Here is a 17,915-nt window from a genome sequence, read left to right as displayed (position 1 = left end):
CAGTATGGCTACCGCAGCATCTAAAAGAGATCTCAAGGATTTTGTCTTCGAATGGGAGGGCAAAGACCGCCATGGGAAAATCGTTCGAGGAGAAGTCCGCGCAGTTGGAGAAAACCAGGTTCAGGCCACCTTACGGCGCCAGGGGGTTTTTCCGACGAAGATTAAAAAGCGCCGCATGCGCTCAGGCAAAAAAATAAAACCGAAAGACATTGCCTTGTTCACGCGCCAATTGGCGACCATGATGAAGGCGGGTGTCCCTTTGCTCCAGGCTTTTGATATTGTGGGCAGAGGAAACACCAATGCCAGCGTCACCAAACTACTCAACGATATTCGTGCGGACATTGAGACAGGGACATCGCTGAATGGTGCCTTCCGCAAGTATCCGATGTATTTTGATAGTCTCTACTGTAATTTGGTCGAGGCAGGGGAAGCTGCGGGTATCTTGGAAGCACTTTTGGATCGACTTGCTACCTACATGGAGAAGACAGAGGCCATCAAGTCAAAAATCAAATCGGCTTTGATGTACCCGATATCCGTGGTCATTGTTGCCTTTGTCGTTGTCACAGTGATCATGATTTTTGTGATTCCAGCATTCAAAGAGGTCTTCACGTCATTCGGAGCAGATCTTCCTGCCCCCACACTGTTTGTGATGGCTATCAGTGAGATTTTCGTGAAGTGGTGGTGGCTGATCTTTGGCGCTATAGGCGGCAGCTTTTTCTTCTTCATGCAGGCGTGGCGCCGCAATGAAAAGATGCAGATGTTCATGGATCGCCTGCTGCTACGCATGCCCGTTTTCGGAGCACTGATCGACAAATCTTGCGTTGCGCGCTGGACCCGGACCCTGGCCACCATGTTCGCTGCAGGCGTTCCCTTGGTTGAAGCGTTGGACTCGGTAGGCGGCGCCGCAGGCAATTCCGTTTATTCCATGGCCACCGAAAAAATTCAGCAAGAAGTGTCCACCGGCACCAGCCTGACTGCAGCCATGGGCAATGCCAACGTTTTCCCTTCCATGGTGCTGCAGATGTGCGCTATCGGGGAAGAGTCCGGTTCCATTGACCACATGCTGGGCAAGGCGGCCGATTTCTACGAATCCGAAGTGGACGACATGGTGGCCGGTCTGTCCAGCCTGATGGAGCCCATCATCATTGTGTTCCTGGGCACCTTGATTGGCGGAATCGTGGTTTCCATGTACCTCCCCATCTTCAAACTCGGTCAGGTCGTGTAATGGAGTTCGAGGTGTGGTGGGGCGCCGCCCTAGGCGGCGTCTTGGGCTTGCTGATCGGCAGTTTTCTGAACGTGGTCATTTACCGGCTGCCCAAGATGATGGAGCAGCAATGGGCCGCAGAGTTGGCCCAGCTGGAGGCCGAGAAACAAGGCAAGGAGCCTCCTGCAGGCGCGCAGGCGCCCTTCAACCTGATGACGCCGCGGTCGCGCTGCCCTTCTTGCGGGCATGCGGTGCAGTGGTATGAAAATGTCCCTGTCCTGAGTTATCTCTTTTTGCGAGGCCGCTGCTCGGCCTGCAAGGCACCGATCAGCGCTCGCTACCCGATGGTCGAGTTGCTCACTGGAGCGCTGTTCTTCTTCTGCATATACCGCTGGGGCGTGTCCCCCACCGGTTTCGCATGGTGCGGATTTTCCGCCGCACTCGTGGCCTTGGCATTCATTGACTGGGACACCACCCTGTTGCCGGACGATATCACCCTGCCCTTGCTCTGGGCGGGCCTGCTCTCGGCGGCATTCCAGTGGACGAACGTCCCGCTGCACGCCTCCGTGACAGGCGCTGCAGCCGGTTACCTGTCGTTGTGGCTGGTGTACTGGGGCTTCAAGCTGGCCACAGGCAAGGAGGGCATGGGGTACGGCGACTTCAAGCTGTTCGCCGCACTCGGCGCCTGGTTTGGATGGCAGGCGCTGGTGCCCGTCATTCTGATGTCGTCGATCATTGGCGCCATCGTCGGTATCGCGATGAAAATTTTCAGCAGCTTGCGCGAAGGGGGCTACATACCGTTTGGCCCCTTCCTCGTGGGTGCCGGGCTGACGGCGATGGTGTTTGGCCCCAGCGCCATCCTGAACACCGTGTTGAATCTGCTGGGCTTGTAGCCCCGTCCCGACCATGGCAAACAAAAGGGGCCCGGTGCGCCTGGGCCTGACCGGCGGCATAGGCAGTGGCAAAAGCACCGTGGGTGGCATGTTCGCCTCGCTGGGTGCCACCATGATCGACGCAGACCAGATTGCGCGCGCGGTCACCGGCCCCGGCGGGGACGCGATGGACGCCATCCGCAGCACATTCGGTGCAGACTTCGTGGATGCCTCCGGGGCGCTGGACCGCTCGCGCATGCGTGAGCTGGCCTTCAGCCGGCCCGAGGCACGCGCACAGCTGGAGGCCATCGTGCACCCGCTGGTGACCCAGCACAGCTTTTTGCAGACACAGCAGGCCATCGCGGCAAGCTCCCGCCTGATCGTGCACGACATTCCGCTGTTGGCAGAGTCCGGCCGGTGGGCCCGCCAGCTGGATGCCGTGGTGGTGGTGGACTGCCCTGTGGAGACCCAGATTGAGCGGGTCACGCACCGCAGCGGCCTCGCCCCCGACGTGGTGCGGGGCATCATTGCATCGCAAGCCACCCGGCGCGCGCGCCGTGCGGTGGCCGATATCGTGATAACCAACGGGCCCGGCTGTACGCTGCCCGCATTGCAGGCCCAGGTGCGGCAGGCAGCCGCCTTGTTCGGGCTATGATGCACCAGAGCCCCCCAGGAACCCGCCAGCGTGATCCTTTACGAATACCCCTTTAACGAGCGTCTCAGAACCTATCTGCGGCTTGAGCAGTTGTTCCGCCGCTTGGGGGAGTTGATCCCCCGCGCGCATGCGCTCGACCACCACTTTGCGCTGGTCACGATCTTCGAGATCATGGACGTGGCGGCCCGGGCCGACTTGAAGTCGGACGTGCTCAAGGACATCGAAAAACACAAGCACCAGCTCGACAGCTACCGCGGCAACCCCTCCATCTCCGAGGCCGCACTGGATGCGGTGATCGCCCAGCTCGACCGGTGCTTCACCGCACTGAATGGGCAGAACGGGAAATCGGGCCATGCGCTGACCGAGAACGACTGGCTGATGAGCATCCGCAGCCGCATCGGCATCCCTGGTGGCACCTGCGGGTTCGATCTGCCGGCTTACTATGCGTGGCAACACCACGCCCCCGACGTCCGGCAGCAGGCGCTGGAGCAATGGGCGTCCACGCTCGCGCCACTGGCCGAATCGATTTATGTGCTGCTCAAGCTGCTGCGCGATTCGGGTGTCCCCCAGAAGGTGGCGGCAGAACGTGGCCAGTTCCAGCAGAACCTGCCGCAAGGCCGCACCTTCCAGCTGCTGCGGCTGCGCATGGACCCGGCCCTGAACCTGATTCCCGAGATCAGCGGCAACCGCCTGATTGTTTCGGTACGGCTCATGCGGCTCGAAGGGGATGGCCGCCTGCACGCCTGCAACGAGGATGCAGCGTTTGAACTCACGCTGTGCGCCTGAGTCTGGATAACTTCAGTAAACCATCCTGGTGACCGGCGAGCACCACCTTGATTCGCCCACAAGCATGACCCGCTCAACATCCACCACACCCTTTGCACGCACCGTGGTCTGCCCCAGCTGCGGCGGCGACAGCGTGTACAGCCCCGCCAATGCCTACCGCCCTTTTTGCAGCGAGCGCTGCAAGCAGGTCGATCTGGGCGCCTGGGCCAGCGAGGACTTCCGCATGCCCGCCGAAGCCCCGCCTGCGGACGCCCAGTATGGCGATCCGCGCCAACAGCACTGACACAGGGGCGACCAGCCAAAATACTGGCCATAAATGGCCGCTACCGCCTGATAGCAAACACTTTTAAGCTACTAAATTAATAGCAAACCATCTCCACTGCACCGACAGCAAGCAGGCACGATGGTTTATTCGGGCGTGAACTCCAGGCCCCGCTCCTCGGCCAGCCATTGCAGCACCGGGTAAGCCCCGGGCAGCACCGGCGCCACCGTCAGCGGCATTTGCTGCCAGGCCATGGACTGGCCCTCGCGCATCTCGAACTCCCCCGTCCATGCCCAGACCTTGCACCAGTGCAGGCGCACCAGGGCATGGGGATAGTCGTGCTCCGTGACCTTCCAGACACTGGCCGCCCCGATGGTCACGCCCAGTTCCTCGATCAGTTCGCGGCGCAGCGCCTCTTCCACCGTCTCGCCCGCCTCCAGCTTGCCGCCCGGAAACTCCCAATAGCCCGCGTACGGCTTGCCCGGCGGGCGGGTGGACAGCAGCATGGCACCATCCGCGCGCAGCAGGATGCCCACCGCCACCTCGGTGTGCTTGCGTGTTGTTTCAGCCACTGTGCTTCCCCGCATAGTCGCGCGCAAACTGGTAGGCCACGCGGCCGCTGCGCGAGCCCCGCTCCAGCGCCCAGACCAGGGCCTCGGGCCGCGCAGCCGCGATGGCGGCGGCAGAAACCCCCAGCGACGACAGCCATTGCGCCGTGATGGTCAGGTACTCCTCCTGGCTGAAGGGGTAGAAGCTCACCCACAGCCCAAAACGCTCTGACAGGGAGATCTTCTCTTCCACCACTTCACCAGGATGCACCTCGCCATCCTCGGTGTGGGTGTAGGTGAGGTTTTCCTTCATGTACTCCGGCAACAGATGGCGCCGGTTGCTCGTGGCGTAAATCAGCACATTGGGTGTCGCGGCCGCCACCGAGCCGTCGAGGATGGACTTGAGTGCCTTGTAGCCAGGTTCGCCGTCTTCAAAGCTCAGGTCGTCGCAGAAGACAATGAATTTCTCGGGCCGTGCGGACACCACGTCCACGATGTCGGGCAGATCGGTCAGGTCCGCCTTGTCCACCTCGATCAGGCGCAGGCCCTGCGCCGCATAGGCGTTCAGGCAGGCCTTGATGAGCGAGGACTTGCCCGTGCCGCGTGCGCCGGTCAGCAGCACGTTGTTGGCGGGCAAGCCTCGCACAAACTGCTGCGTGTTGCGCTCGATCTTTTCCTTCTGGGGATCGATTTCCTTGAGGTCTGCCAGCGCCATCGCGGCCACATGGCGCACCGGCTCCAGGGTGCCGTGGCCGCTGCTGCGCTTGCGGTAGCGCCAGGCAATGGCCGCAGACCAGTCGGGCGCAGAGAGCGGCTGGGGCAGCACGGATTCGATGCGGGCGATGAGCTGCTCGGCACGCTCGATCAGATGTTCAAATTTCTGGTTCATTTTGGTGTCTACCGCGCGTCCATCATGCGCTAGCAGCTATCAAATCAGGAGTATTGCAGTGAATCAGGAGCGGTAGTCTGCGTTGATCGTCACATATTCATGGCTGAAATCGCAGGTCCACACCGTGTCTGCGGCATTGCCACGGCCCAGCAGCACACGCACGGTGATTTCGGCCTGCTTCATCACGCGCTGGCCGTCTTCCTCGCGGTACGCGGGGTTGCGGCCGCCCTGCACGGCCACATGCACGTCGTCCAGGTACAGATCAATGCCGGTCTGGTCCAGGTCGTCGATGCCCGCATAGCCCACAGCGGCCAGGATGCGGCCCAGATTCGGGTCGCTGGCAAAGAAGGCTGTCTTGACCAGGGGCGAATGGGCAATTGCATAGGCCACCTTGCGGCATTCGTCGCCGGTCTTGCCGCCTTCCACCCGCACGGTGATGAACTTGGTGGCGCCTTCGCCGTCGCGCACGATGGCCTGGGCCAGTTTCTGCGACACCGCCAGCATCGCGGCCTTGAGGGCCTGGCCCTCGGCACTGTCGAGCGAAGTGATGGGCGCGTGCGCGGCCTTGTTGGTGGCCACCACAACGAAAGAGTCGTTGGTCGAGGTGTCGCCGTCGATGGTCACGCGGTTGAACGAGCCATCGGCCAGCTCGCGCGCCAGCTGCTGCATCACGGCAGGTGCCACACAGGCGTCCGTGGCCAGAAAGCCCAGCATGGTGGCCATGTTGGGGCGGATCATGCCTGCGCCTTTGCTGATGCCGGTAATGGACACCGTGGCGCCGCCAATCTGCGCCTGCGCCGAGAACGCCTTGGGCAGCGTGTCCGTGGTCATGATGCCTTCGGCCGCGCGCGCCCAGTGGCCGGGCTGCGCATCGGCAATCGCAGCGGGCAGGCCCGCCTCGATGCGGTCGTTGGGCAGGGGTTCCATGATCACGCCGGTGGAGAACGGCAGGATCTGCTCGGGCGCCACGCTCAACTGGCGGGCCAGTGCAACGCAGGTAGAGCGCGCACGCGCCAGGCCGTCCGCACCCGTGCCCGCGTTGGCGTTGCCGGTGTTGATGACCATGGCTCGGATCGGCTGGCCTGCTTGTTGTTGGCTCAGGTGTTCGCGGCTGATCTGCACCGGGGCGGCGCAGAAGCGGTTCTGGGTGAACACACCCGCCACGCTGGCGCCTTCGTCCAGCAGGAACACGGTCAGGTCCTTGCGGTTGGCCTTGCGGACACCGGCTTCGGCAACGCCGATACGAACGCCAGCAATCGGGTACAGATCGGCAGCAACGGGGGCAACAAGATTCACAGGCATGGGACGGGGCCTTTCTATCGGAGGGAGGGGTCAGATGCATGGCGGCTACACAGCCTCTGCATCCGTCAATGAAGATTGCGGCCGATTATCCGGAAAACCGTGGCGCGCCAATGAAAACACGGGCCGAAGCCCGTGTTGTGTGGATCAGGAAATCAAGCGAGCTTGCCGTGGCACTGCTTGTACTTCTTGCCGCTGCCGCAGGGGCAAGGGTCGTTGCGGCCCACGCGGAGGCCCTCTGGCAGGGCCTCTCCCACCGTCTGGGCATCGACGACCGTGGTTTCCACCTCGCCCGTTTCGGTGGGGGCGGTGTAGGTCACGTTGGCGATGCTCTCGGCGCGGCTTTCCATGTCCTGTGCGGCCTGGTCCAGCTGGGCCTGCGACTGGATCTGCACGGTCATGAGGATCTTGGTGACCTCGTTCTTGACCTGGTCGATCAACTGGCGGAACAGCTCAAAGGCTTCGCGCTTGTACTCCTGCTTGGGCTGCTTTTGCGCATAGCCGCGCAGGTGGATGCCCTGGCGCAGGTAGTCCAGCGCAGAGAGGTGGTCGCGCCAGTTGGAGTCAAAGTTCTGCAGCAGCACCACACGCTCGAACTGCGTGAAGTTGTCGCGGCCTACCTGCTCCACCTTATTGTCGAACGCAGCGTTGGCGGCCTGCAGCACCTTTTCCAGAATTTCGTCGTCGGTGACGCTGCTTGCGCCCTGCACTTCCTGCTGCAGCGCAATCGACACCTGCCATTCTTCGGCCAGCACCTTTTCCAGCGCGGGCAGGTCCCACTGCTCTTCCACCGATTCAACGGGCACGTACTGGCGCACGAGATCGGTCATGCAGTCTTCGCGCATCGCGGCGATCACGTCCGACAGATCGGAAGCGTCGAGGATGTCGTTGCGCTGCTGGTAGATGACCTTGCGCTGGTCGTTGGACACATCGTCGTACTCCAGCAATTGCTTGCGGATGTCGAAGTTGCGGGCTTCCACCTTGCGCTGGGCCGACTCGATGCTGCGGGTCACGATACCCGCTTCGATGGCTTCACCATCGGGCATCTTCAGGCGGTCCATGATGGATTTGACGCGGTCGCCCGCGAAGATGCGCATCAGCGAATCATCGAGGCTCAGGTAGAAGCGCGAGGAACCGGGATCGCCCTGGCGGCCGGAGCGGCCCCGCAGCTGGTTGTCGATGCGGCGGGATTCGTGGCGCTCGGTGGCGATGATGCGCAGGCCCCCCAGGGCCTTGACCTTCTCGTGGTCCACCTTCCACTGCTCGCGCAGCGCGGCCACCTGGGCGGCGCGGTCGGATTCGGACAGGGACTCGTCGGCCTCGACAGCCGCAACATCCTTCTCGATGTTGCCGCCCAGCACGATGTCGGTGCCGCGGCCTGCCATGTTGGTGGCGATGGTGATCATGCCGGCACGGCCCGCCTGGGCCACGATGTCGGCCTCGCGGGCGTGCTGCTTGGCGTTCAGCACCTGGTGCGGCAGGTTTTCCTTGTTCAGCAGCTGGTCGATGATTTCCGAGTTCTCGATCGACGTGGTGCCCACCAGCACCGGCTGGCCACGCTCGTGGCATTCGCGGATGTCCTTGATGGCGGCTTCGTACTTCTCGCGCGTGGTCTTGTAAACGCGGTCGAGCTGGTCATCGCGCTTGCTCGGGCGGTTGGGCGGGATGACCACGGTTTCAAGGCCGTAGATTTCCTGGAACTCATAGGCCTCGGTGTCGGCCGTGCCGGTCATGCCCGCGAGCTTGTTGTACAGGCGGAAATAGTTCTGGAAGGTGATGGAGGCCAGCGTCTGGTTCTCGGCCTGGATCTTCAGGCCTTCCTTGGCTTCCACGGCCTGGTGCAGGCCTTCGCTCCAGCGGCGGCCCGACATCAGGCGGCCGGTGAACTCGTCCACGATCACGATCTCGCCGTTCTGCACGACGTAGTGCTGGTCACGGTGGTAGAGATGGTTGGCACGCAGCGCGGCGTACAGATGGTGCATCAGCGTGATGTTGGCCGGGTCGTACACCGAGGCGCCTTCGGCGATCAAGCCATGGCTGGCGAGCACGCGCTCGGCGGTCTCGTGGCCTTGTTCGGTCAGGAACACCTGGTGGCTCTTTTCGTCCACGGTGAAGTCGCCCGGCTTGGTCACACCCTCGCCCGTGCGGGGGTCGGCTTCGCCTTCCTGGCGCACCAGCAGGGGCACCACCTTGTTCATGGCAACGTAGGTCGCCGTGTGGTCCTCGGCCTGGCCGCTGATGATCAGGGGCGTGCGCGCCTCGTCGATCAGGATGGAGTCCACCTCGTCCACGATGGCGAAGTTCAGGCCTTGCTGCACGCGGTCCTGCGCCTCATAGACCATGTTGTCGCGCAGGTAGTCGAAGCCGTACTCGTTGTTGGTGCCGTAGGTGATGTCGGCGCGGTAGGCTTCCTGCTTTTGCTCGCGGGGCATGTTGGGCAGGTTGATACCCACCGTGAGGCCCAGGAAGTTGTACAGGCGCCCCATCCACTGCGCGTCGCGGTTGGCAAGGTAGTCGTTCACCGTCACCACATGCACACCCTTGCCCGACAGGGCATTGAGGTACACCGGCAGCGTGGCCGTGAGCGTCTTGCCTTCGCCCGTGCGCATTTCGGAAATCTTTCCGTAGTGCAGCGCCATGCCGCCCAGCATCTGCACATCGAAGTGGCGCATCTTCATGATGCGCTTGGACCCTTCGCGAACCACCGCAAAGGCTTCGGGGAGGATGTCGTCCAGCGACGCGCCCTTGGCTACGCGCTCCTTGAACTCCTGCGTCTTGGCCTTGAGCTGCTCGTCCGACAGCTTTTCGTACTCGGGCTCCATCGCATTGATGCGGGACACCGTCTTGCGGTACTGCTTGAGGAGCCGGTCATTGCGGCTGCCGAATATTTTGGTGAGGAAGTTGGTGGCCATGCGAACAGGACCGCCTGCCCGCTGCAATCAGCGCGCCAAGCGACCGAAATCCCTAAGATGAATTGAGTTCAGGTGGGTCCTTTGGCCGGGTTTGCAACCCAGGCAATGAACGCCGGACCCGCGATTTTACCTGCCCTGTGTGGGTGCGGCCCCTTGCGCGGCCGCCACCTGCGCATTGGTGGCCGTGCCCCCCGCGCTCAGGAACTTCTGGGGGTCTTGAAAAACCCCTTGCACCAGCACTTCGAAATGCAGATGGGGCCCCGTCGAGCGCCCCGTCGTACCGATTTCTGCGATCTTCTGGCCCCGGCGCACGATGTCCCCCTGCTTCACAAGGGTACGCGAAGCATGGGCGTAACGCGTCACCAGCTGGTTGCCATGGTCCACCTCGATCATGTTGCCGTAGGCCGGGTGGTACTCCTGCGTGACGACGACGCCCCCTGCCGCTGCCAGGATGGGCGTGCCCGTGTCGGCCTGAAAATCCAGACCGGTGTGCAAGGCCGACTGGCCGGTGATCGGATCCAGGCGCCAGCCAAAGCCCGAGCCCGCAGACCGCCCCGTCACCGGTGCATGGGTCGGCACCATCTTCTTGCGGATGTGCTGGTCAAACAAACGGGATTCGAGCACCGTCATCAAATCCACCCGCTGGTTGGTCAGTCGCTCCAGCTCGTCCAGGGTGGTTTGCAGCTCTTCCATGGAGAGGTTGTGGGCACTCACCAGCGCTCCGCCGCGTGCGTCAGCCTTTTGAATATCTCCCGGTGCCATGCCCGCCAGGCCCAGCACCCGCTCCCCCAGCGACTCCAGTTGCACCATGCGCGCCTGCATCTCACCCACGCGGCGCGCCATGGCATCCAGGTTGGCACGCATGAAGCGGTCGCGTTCTGCAAACTCGTCCTTGACGACCAGCCGCACCAGGGATCCAACAATCGGCCAGCCTTCGCGCGCGCCCTTCAGAAAGACCCAGTGGTACAGGGTGGCCGCGACCAGCATGAGGCACAGCGACACCGCCAAGCCAGCCAAAAACAGGCGGGTACCAGACAGATGAATGGCCCGGCTGCGCGCCAACCTGGCGTCCGTGATAATCAAATGCACTAAGAATTCCCCACGCCCGAAGACGCCACACCATGAATCGCCGCCATCACGCTGTCACCGTGCAGCAAGCCAGCGCGGAATCCCCCACGCTGGCCAGGCTGACAGCACTGACACGCGACTCCAGTGATCGGCTCAAGGCCATTGAATTGCTAATACCCGCAACCTTGCGTCCAGCCATCCAGGCCGGCCCCATCGATGGGGACAGCTGGTGCCTGCTGGTCAAGAGCAATGCTGCAGCGGCAAAAATACGCCAACTGCTGCCTGCGTTGCAGGCGCATTTGCGCAGCCGGGGGTGGGAGGTTAACGCGATTCGCCTGAAAGTTCAAACCTGACGGTGGCCGCCAGAACCAGGGAATGCAGAAGAAAGCAAGAAAAATGGTGCCGGTTGTCGGAATCGAACTGACGACCTACCGCTTACAAGGCGGGTGCTCTACCAACTGAGCTAAACCGGCGAAGGCAGCATTTTATCCCGTAAATGCAGCCCAAAAATCGGAAACAGCGCTATTTGACGCGCTTGAGCGAGGGCCGCGCCCCACCGGACGCGGGAGGTGGGCGGGGGGCATCACCCCCGTCGCCTTTGCCCCCCTCATCGCTTCCCACCAGCTGAACCACCCGGTCATCCGAAGGGGTGGGCGCTGCCGCCACAGGCCCTGCGGGCGCGGGGGCGGATGCCAGTACCGAAGAGGCATCCCCGCCCGACAACATATCCACCGGCGGCGGAAAGGCCATGCCCTGGCCATTCTCACGGGCATAGATCGCGATCACCCGGCCTACGGGCACCAGGATCTCACGGGGCTTGCCACCGAAACGGGCCTTGAACTCGATGAAGTCATTGCCCAGCTGCAGCGCGCTCGTGGCATCAAAACTGATGTTGAGCACGATCTCGCCATCCTTCACATACTCGCGCGGCACCTGCACGGAATCGTCCACACGCACGGCCACATAGGGCGTGAGCCCGTTGTCCGTGCACCACTCGTACAGGGCACGAATGAGATAAGGGCGCGTGGAGGTCGATTCCTGTGCGGTCATGTCGATGGATGGCTGCTGCGTGAATAAAAAAGGAAGTAGGCAGGCCGCGGATTACTTGCGCATGACCTTCTCGGACGGCGTCAGCGCCTCGATGTAGGCAGGGCGCGAGAAGATGCGCTCGGCGTACTTGAGCAGCGGAGCCGCGTTCTTCGACAGGTCGATGCCGTAGTAGTCCAGGCGCCACAGCAGCGGGGCGATGGCCACGTCCAGCATGGAGAAGTTGTCACCCAGCATGTACTTGTTCTTGAGGAACACGGGGGCCAGCTGCGTGAGGCGGTCGCGGATATGGGCGCGGGCCTTTTCCAGGGCCTTTTCGTTGCCCTTGGTCGCACGCGATTCGAGCGTGTTCACATGCACGAACAGCTCTTTCTCGAAGTTCAGCAGGAACAGGCGCACGCGGGCGCGGTCCACCGGGTCACCAGGCATCAGCTGCGGATGCGGGAAGCGCTCGTCGATGTACTCGTTGATGATGTTCGACTCGTACAGGATCAGGTCGCGCTCGACCAGGATAGGCACCTGGCCATACGGGTTCATCACGCTGATGTCTTCGGGCTTGTTGTACAGATCCACATCGCGGATTTCAAAGTCCATGCCCTTTTCGAACAGGACAAAACGGCAGCGGTGGGAGAAGGGACAGGTCGTACCCGAATAAAGCACCATCATGGTGGGAGGCTCCTAAAAATCAAAAGAGTGGGAGCCCAAAGCGCCCACTCTGCAAACAATCCAGCGGCACCCCGAAGGGCGCCTGATCAAGGATTTGCGGCTCGTGCTGTTTACTTCACGTCCTTCCAGAAGGCTGCGTTCAGCCTCCAGGCAATGACAGTGAAAACACCGAGGAAAATCAACACCCACACGCCCACTCGGACGCGGGTATTCTGGGCAGGTTCGCCCATCCATTGCAGGTAATTCACCAGGTCACCCACGGTCTGGTCGAACTGCAGCGGGGTCATGGTGCCGGGCTTGACCTGCTCCCAGCCCTTGAAGACCTGGGTTTTGTGGCCGTGGCTCTCGCGCTCTTCGAACACGGGGCGGCGGTCGCCCTGCATTTCCCACAGCACATGGGGCATGCCCACGCTCGGGAAAGCCAGGTTGTTCCAGCCCGTGGCCTTGGTCTCGTCGCGGTAGAACGTGCGCAGGAAGGTGTAGAGGTAGTCCGCACCCGTGCCGCCGTGGCCGGCGCGCGAACGCGCGATCACAGTCAGGTCGGGCGGGTTGGCGCCAAACCATTCCTTGGCCTGCTTGGGATCGATGGACGCCTTCATGGTCTCGCCGACCTTGTCAGTCGTGAAGAGCAGGTTGTCCTTGATCTGCTGCTCAGTCAAACCGATGTCGCGCAGGCGGTTGAAGCGCATGAAGGCTGCCGAGTGGCAGTTCAGGCAGTAGTTGACGAACACCTTGGCACCGTTTTGCAGCGAAGCCAGGTCATTGGTCTTGTTGGGCGCCTTGTCCCAGGCGATGGTGTCGCCACCAGCAGCATGGGCTGCACCGGCGACCAGGCCCACAGCGGCGATCAACGTGAGGATGATTTTCTTCATTGTTGTTGTCTCCAGGCTCAGTGCGCCACAAAGGTCACGCGGTCAGGCACGGGCTTGGTTTCGCCAATGCGGCTCCACCAGGGCATCAGCAGGAAGAAGCCGAAGTAGAACAGGGTGCCCACTTGCGACACGCGCTCGCCAATGGGCGATGGCGGCTGCACACCCAGATAGCCCAGGATCAGGAAGTTGATCACAAAGATGCCGTACAGGTACTTGTGCCAGTCAGGACGGTAGCGGATCGACTTGACGGGGCTGTAGTCCAGCCAGGGCAGGAAGAACAGGATGATCACGGCACCACCCATCACCACCACGCCCCAGAACTTGGCATCGATGGACAGCATCATGGCCACGACCACCAGGGCCACACCCACAACACCGGCCTTGATGAAGCTGGGCAGCTTGGCCTTGAGCACGCCAAAACCGGCACCTGCCACCACGCACAGGATCAGGGCATACATCATCTCGGTGGTGATGGCACGCAGCATCGAATAGAACGGCGTGAAGTACCAGACCGGAGCGATGTGCGCAGGCGTCTTGAGCGGATCGGCCGGGATGAAGTTGTTGTATTCGAGGAAGTAGCCACCGAACTCGGGAGCAAAGAACACCACGGCCGTGAATGCCATCAGGAACATGCTCAGCGCGAAGATGTCATGCACCGTGTAGTAAGGGTGGAAAGGCACGCCATCCAGCGGCTTGCCATTGGCATCCTTGGGCGCCTTGGGGCCCTTGATTTCCACGCCATCGGGGTTGTTGGAACCCACATCGTGCAGCGCCAGCAAGTGCGCCACCACCAGGCCCAGCAGCACCAGGGGCACGGCGATCACGTGGAAGCTGAAGAAGCGGTTCAGCGTGGCATCGCCCACCACGTAGTCGCCACGGATCAGCAGCGCCAGATCCGGGCCGATGAAGGGGATGGCAGCGAACAGGTTCACGATCACCTGGGCGCCCCAGTACGACATCTGGCCCCAGGGCAGCAGGTAGCCCATGAAGGCCTCGGCCATCAGGCACAGGAAGATCGCGCAGCCAAAGATCCAGACCAGCTCGCGCGGCTTGCGGTAGCTGCCGTAGATAAGGCCACGGAACATGTGCAGATACACCACCACAAAGAACGCCGAGGCCCCCGTGGAGTGCATGTAGCGGATCAGCCAGCCCCAGGGCACATCGCGCATGATGTACTCGACCGAAGCGAACGCCAGATTGGCGTCGGGCTTGTAGTGCATGACCAGGAAGATGCCGGTCACGATCTGGATCACCAGCACGACCAGCGCCAGCGAGCCGAAGATGTACCAGAAGTTGAAGTTCTTCGGAGCGTAGTACTCCGACATGTGCACCTTGTAGGCGTCGAACGCGGTCGGGAAGCGGTTCTCGAACCAGTTCGTGACCTTGGCGCCTGCCGAGGCGTTGGGAGAGATTTCCTTGAATTCAGCCATGTCGTCGTGCTCCTTCAAGCCTTCTTGTCTTCACCAATGACCAGTCGCGTGTCGGACAGGTACATGTGGGGGGGCACTTCGAGGTTATCGGGTGCAGGCTTGTTCTTGAAGACGCGGCCAGCCATGTCGAACGTGGAGCCATGGCATGGGCACAGGAAGCCGCCCTTCCAGTCGTCGGGCAGCGAAGGCTGGGCACCGGTCTGGAACTTATCGGAGGGCGAGCAACCCAAGTGCGAGCAGATGCCCACACCCACAAAAATCTCGGGCTTGATGGAACGCGCTTCGTTGCGGGCGTACTCAGGAGTCAGCTCGGACGGCTTGCGCTCGGACTTGGGGTCAGCCAGCTGGCCGTCGAGCTTGGGCAACTCGGCCAGCTGCTCGGGGGTGCGCTTGATGATCCAGACGGGCTTGCCGCGCCACTCCACGGTGACTTTTTCTCCAGGCTTGAGGGCGGAGATATCCACCTCTACCGCAGCCCCGGCGGCTTTTGCGCGCTCGGAGGGCTGGAAGGTACTCACGAAAGGGACGGCGGTTGCCACGCCGCCCACCGCACCAGCACATGCTGACGTGATGATCCACGTCCGCTTGCTGGAGTCGATTGGAGTGTCACTCATGGGGATCCTCGATTGATCATCGCTAGATTGGGGTCAACCGCGAATTGTAGCGGAGTGAAAATGGTTATTTCAACGCAGCCATCTGTCTTGACAGCCCATTGCGCTGAGCAATACTCCCGCATCAACATCCGTTCACACAAGGAGCAACAACATGGGGATGATGCAAGAGTTCCGGGAATTCGCGGTCAAGGGCAACGTGGTGGACCTCGCCGTGGGCGTCATCATCGGCGGCGCCTTCGGCAAGATTGTGGATTCGGTGGTGTCCGACCTCATCATGCCGGTGGTGGGCCTGGTGTTTGGCAAGCTGGATTTTTCCAACCTGTTTGTGGTGCTGGGCACGATTCCGCCAGACACGGGCACCACACTGGATGCGCTCAAGAAAGCTGGCGTGCCGGTGTTTGCCTATGGCAACTTCCTGACGGTGGCCGTCAACTTCCTGATCCTGGCGTTCATCATCTTCATGATGATCAAGCAGATCAACCGCCTCAAGCGCGAAGCCCCGACCCCTGCGCCCGAAGCGCCCGCCGCCCCCGCAGAGGACATCGTGCTGCTGCGCGAGATCCGGGACAGCTTGAAGAAGTAAATACCCCCTGAGTCGCTTCGCGCCTTCCCCCTCTCTCGACTCGCTGCGCGATTCGGGAGGGGGACGCCCCCAGCGCGGCGGGGCGGCCCTTGCGCGGGGGCACTCGCCTTGGCCGCGCCAGTTTCACAGGCTACATGCTCTTGGCAGCAGCCTATGGGCCACCGCAACACAGGTGCAGAAGCGCTAAACGGACAGCTGGCGCGCCATGCGCACCGCCTCGATGAGGCTGGCCGCATCGGCCACGCCCTGCCCCGCAATGTCAAAGGCCGTGCCGTGGTCGGGGCTGGTGCGCACCAGGGGCAGGCCCAGCGTCACATTCACGCCCTTGTCCACGCCCAGGTACTTCACCGGGATCAGCCCCTGGTCGTGGTACATGGCGATCACCACATCAAATTCGCCCGCACGCTGCGGCGTGCTGCGCGCGCGCATGAACACCGTGTCGGGCGCAAACGGGCCGTGCACATCGAGCCCCTGCGCGCGTGCAGCGGCGATGGCCGGGGCGATCACCTCCAGCTCCTCGCGGCCAAACAGCCCCCCCTCGCCCGCATGGGGGTTCAGCCCCGCCACCGCCATGCGCGGCACGCGGCCCAGGCTGCGTTGCAGCGCGGCATGGGTGATCTGCAGCGTCTGCAGCACGTTGTCCTGCGTCACCGCCGCAATCGCGTCGCGCAGCGACACATGGATGCTGACCAGCACGGTGCGCAGCTCGTCGTTGGCCAGCATCATGCGCACGGGCATGCGGGCCAGCGGCACGCCCTGGTGGGCAGCGGCCTCGGCCTGCAGCAGCTCGGTGTGCCCCGGAAAATCCACGCCCGCAGCAGACAGCGCCTCCTTGTGCAGGGGCGCGGTGACAAGCGCCGCCACCTCGCCGCGCAAGGCCGCGCGGGCCGCCCAGACCACCGCGCCGGCTGCGGCCCGGCCTGCTGCCGCACTGACCTGGCCCCAGGGTTGGGGGCCCGGAATGCCCGGCACCGGCAGCACGGGCACGCAGCGCGGGGGCATGGCCAGTGCCTCGTGTGGCGCACTGATCTGCGCGACCGGCAAGCCCCCCACACCCGGCCGTGCAATGGCCTGGGCCGCGCGCCGCAGCGTGGCCACATCGCCCACCACAAAACAATGGCGCAGCAGCTCGGGCGCGTCGCGGAAGGCCTTGGCCACAATCTCCGGCCCGATGCCGGCGGGGTCTCCCTGGGTGATGGCGATGGTGTGCATGGTTTTTTTGAAGCTTTTTATGCCGCTACCGCGCTATCAGCAAGCCTGAGCAGCTATAAATATGAGAGCAAATACCCCGCACGGCGTATCGCGCCGACACGGGATACAAAAGCGGGGTGGGCGGCTACGCGGGGTTGTCGATCTCGATGAACTGGTGGTCCAGCCCACATTGCGCCGCCACATGGGCGGCCACGGCGGGGGCGCCGTAGCGCTCTGTGGCATGGTGCCCGGCGGCAATGAAGCTCACACCCATCTCGCGCGCCAGGTGGGCCTGGGGTTCGGAGATTTCGCCAGTGATGAAGGCATCGGCACCCGCTGCAATGGCCGACTCGAAATACCCCTGGGCGCCCCCCGTGCACCAGGCCACACGGTGCACAGGACGATACGGCACGCCACCTGTGACTGCGGGCTGCACCAGCGTCACCGCACGGCCCAGTGCCTGCGCCACATGGTCGGCCAGGGCCTGGCCGTCGCCAAAAACCGCCGGGGCGGAGAACCCCAGGTCCTGCTCGCCAAACCGCGCATCGGCGGCAAAACCCAGCACCCGGCCCAGCTGCGCGTTGTTGCCCAGCTCGGCATGGGCATCCAGCGGCAGGTGGTAGGCAAACAGGTTGATGTCGTGCGCCAGCAGCAGCTGCAGCCGCTGCTTCATCCAGCCTGTGATGCGGCCGTCCTGCCCGCGCCAGAACAGGCCGTGGTGCACAAAGATGGCGTCCGCGCGGGCAGCAATCGCAGCCTCGATCAGGGCCCGGCTGGCGGTCACGCCGCTCACCACACGCTGGATCTCGGCCTTGCCCTCGACCTGCAGGCCGTTGGGGCCGTAGTCCTTGAAGCGTTCGGGCTGCAGCAGGCCGTCGAATGCCTGCAAAAGTTGGTGGCGTGAAATGCTCATGCCGCTATTGTCGCGCGCAGCCCATGCCCCCACATGGGGGACAATGCCGCCCAAAGAGACGGCCTGGCGCCGCCCTGGTGCAAGCAAGCACCCTCGGCCCCTCC

Annotated in this window: 19 protein-coding genes and 1 tRNA gene; 7 read left to right on the top strand and 13 right to left on the bottom strand. The window is 62.9% G+C overall.

The genetic code is table 11. From position 1 onward, the window contains the following. Nucleotides 1-4 precede the first annotated feature (4 nt). The 5 genes from A1D30_RS05770 (at nt 5) to A1D30_RS05750 (ending at nt 3,800) form a co-directional block, all read left to right on the top strand. Nucleotides 5-1,225, top strand: coding sequence for a type II secretion system F family protein (locus tag A1D30_RS05770; RefSeq protein WP_063459841.1), 1,221 nt, complete (start codon nt 5-7; stop codon nt 1,223-1,225). Then, nucleotides 1,225-2,097, top strand: coding sequence for an A24 family peptidase (locus tag A1D30_RS05765; protein ID WP_063459840.1), 873 nt, complete (start codon nt 1,225-1,227; stop codon nt 2,095-2,097). Before A1D30_RS05770 ends, A1D30_RS05765 begins: the two co-directional genes overlap by 1 nt. Nucleotides 2,098-2,110: 13 nt before the next feature. Continuing rightward, nucleotides 2,111-2,731 (top strand): dephospho-CoA kinase, encoded by a 621-nt coding sequence (gene coaE / locus A1D30_RS05760; RefSeq protein ID WP_063459839.1) that lies wholly within the window; start codon nt 2,111-2,113, stop codon nt 2,729-2,731. Nucleotides 2,732-2,761: 30 nt separating this feature from the next. Next, nucleotides 2,762-3,517 (top strand): cell division protein ZapD, encoded by a 756-nt coding sequence (gene zapD, locus A1D30_RS05755; protein ID WP_063459838.1) that lies wholly within the window; start codon nt 2,762-2,764, stop codon nt 3,515-3,517. 64 nt (nt 3,518-3,581) lie between these two features. Further along, a complete protein-coding gene (locus tag A1D30_RS05750) occupies nt 3,582-3,800 on the top strand; it encodes a DNA gyrase inhibitor YacG (RefSeq protein WP_063459837.1) in 219 nt (72 codons plus the stop codon). Between the two features lie 125 nt (nt 3,801-3,925). Here A1D30_RS05750 and A1D30_RS05745 read toward each other — a convergent pair whose 3' ends face one another. From A1D30_RS05745 to A1D30_RS05725, 5 genes are all read right to left on the bottom strand, one after another. After that, nucleotides 3,926-4,351 carry an NUDIX domain-containing protein gene (locus A1D30_RS05745; RefSeq protein ID WP_347336232.1) on the bottom strand — a complete coding sequence of 142 codons (426 nt, stop codon included), beginning with the start codon at nt 4,349-4,351 and terminating at the stop codon, nt 3,926-3,928. Then, entirely contained in the window at nt 4,344-5,216 is an 873-nt protein-coding gene (locus A1D30_RS05740; protein ID WP_063459835.1) for an ATP-binding protein, read from the bottom strand. The genes A1D30_RS05745 and A1D30_RS05740 overlap by 8 nt, the downstream gene beginning before the upstream one ends. Before the next feature lie 63 nt (nt 5,217-5,279). Continuing rightward, the gene (gene argJ, locus A1D30_RS05735) at nt 5,280-6,518 is read right to left on the bottom strand and encodes a bifunctional glutamate N-acetyltransferase/amino-acid acetyltransferase ArgJ (protein WP_063459834.1); all 1,239 of its coding nucleotides are present in this window, start codon (nt 6,516-6,518) and stop codon (nt 5,280-5,282) included. 152 nt (nt 6,519-6,670) lie between these two features. Continuing rightward, nucleotides 6,671-9,427, bottom strand: a complete 2,757-nt coding sequence (gene secA / locus A1D30_RS05730; protein ID WP_063459833.1) for a preprotein translocase subunit SecA — start codon at nt 9,425-9,427, stop codon at nt 6,671-6,673. A 126-nt stretch (nt 9,428-9,553) separates the two neighbouring features. Next, nucleotides 9,554-10,516 carry a M23 family metallopeptidase gene (locus tag A1D30_RS05725; RefSeq protein ID WP_063459832.1) on the bottom strand — a complete coding sequence of 321 codons (963 nt, stop codon included), beginning with the start codon at nt 10,514-10,516 and terminating at the stop codon, nt 9,554-9,556. Between the two features lie 32 nt (nt 10,517-10,548). Between A1D30_RS05725 and A1D30_RS05720 the strand changes: the two genes are divergently transcribed. Beyond that, nucleotides 10,549-10,848 carry a hypothetical protein gene (locus A1D30_RS05720; protein ID WP_063459831.1) on the top strand — a complete coding sequence of 100 codons (300 nt, stop codon included), beginning with the start codon at nt 10,549-10,551 and terminating at the stop codon, nt 10,846-10,848. Between the two features lie 44 nt (nt 10,849-10,892). Here the strand turns inward: A1D30_RS05720 and A1D30_RS05715 are convergent. The 6 genes from A1D30_RS05715 to petA all read right to left on the bottom strand — a co-directional run bounded on the left by A1D30_RS05715 (nt 10,893) and on the right by petA (nt 15,124). Continuing rightward, a tRNA-Thr gene (locus A1D30_RS05715) sits at nt 10,893-10,968 on the bottom strand. Between the two features lie 49 nt (nt 10,969-11,017). Then, complete coding sequence (locus tag A1D30_RS05710) at nt 11,018-11,545, bottom strand: ClpXP protease specificity-enhancing factor (RefSeq protein WP_063459830.1); 528 nt, start codon at nt 11,543-11,545, stop codon at nt 11,018-11,020. A gap of 51 nt (nt 11,546-11,596) precedes the next feature. Further along, complete coding sequence (locus tag A1D30_RS05705; protein WP_005794209.1) at nt 11,597-12,208, bottom strand: glutathione S-transferase N-terminal domain-containing protein; 612 nt, start codon at nt 12,206-12,208, stop codon at nt 11,597-11,599. A 110-nt stretch (nt 12,209-12,318) separates the two neighbouring features. After that, entirely contained in the window at nt 12,319-13,080 is a 762-nt protein-coding gene (locus tag A1D30_RS05700) for a cytochrome c1 (RefSeq protein ID WP_063459829.1), read from the bottom strand. Between the two features lie 17 nt (nt 13,081-13,097). Continuing rightward, a complete protein-coding gene (locus tag A1D30_RS05695; protein WP_063459903.1) occupies nt 13,098-14,510 on the bottom strand; it encodes a cytochrome bc complex cytochrome b subunit in 1,413 nt (470 codons plus the stop codon). Nucleotides 14,511-14,524: 14 nt separating this feature from the next. Next, complete coding sequence (petA, locus tag A1D30_RS05690) at nt 14,525-15,124, bottom strand: ubiquinol-cytochrome c reductase iron-sulfur subunit (protein WP_063459828.1); 600 nt, start codon at nt 15,122-15,124, stop codon at nt 14,525-14,527. A gap of 151 nt (nt 15,125-15,275) precedes the next feature. On the opposite strand from petA, the gene mscL reads away from it, so the two are divergent. Then, complete coding sequence (gene mscL, locus A1D30_RS05685; RefSeq protein WP_063459827.1) at nt 15,276-15,707, top strand: large conductance mechanosensitive channel protein MscL; 432 nt, start codon at nt 15,276-15,278, stop codon at nt 15,705-15,707. Between the two features lie 183 nt (nt 15,708-15,890). On the opposite strand, the gene pdxA is transcribed toward mscL, so the two are convergent. Beyond that, entirely contained in the window at nt 15,891-16,919 is a 1,029-nt protein-coding gene (gene pdxA / locus A1D30_RS05680) for a 4-hydroxythreonine-4-phosphate dehydrogenase PdxA (protein ID WP_063459826.1), read from the bottom strand. 124 nt (nt 16,920-17,043) lie between these two features. Further along, entirely contained in the window at nt 17,044-17,811 is a 768-nt protein-coding gene (locus A1D30_RS05675; protein ID WP_063459825.1) for a Nif3-like dinuclear metal center hexameric protein, read from the bottom strand. Nucleotides 17,812-17,915: the final 104 nt, after the last annotated feature.

Origin of the sequence: Acidovorax sp. GW101-3H11 (genome assembly GCF_001633105.1) — a bacterium.
Classification (GTDB): domain Bacteria; phylum Pseudomonadota; class Gammaproteobacteria; order Burkholderiales; family Burkholderiaceae_C; genus Acidovorax.
The sequence above is the reverse complement of the archived record's forward strand: the minus strand, read 5'-3'. Positions and strand labels throughout refer to the sequence as shown.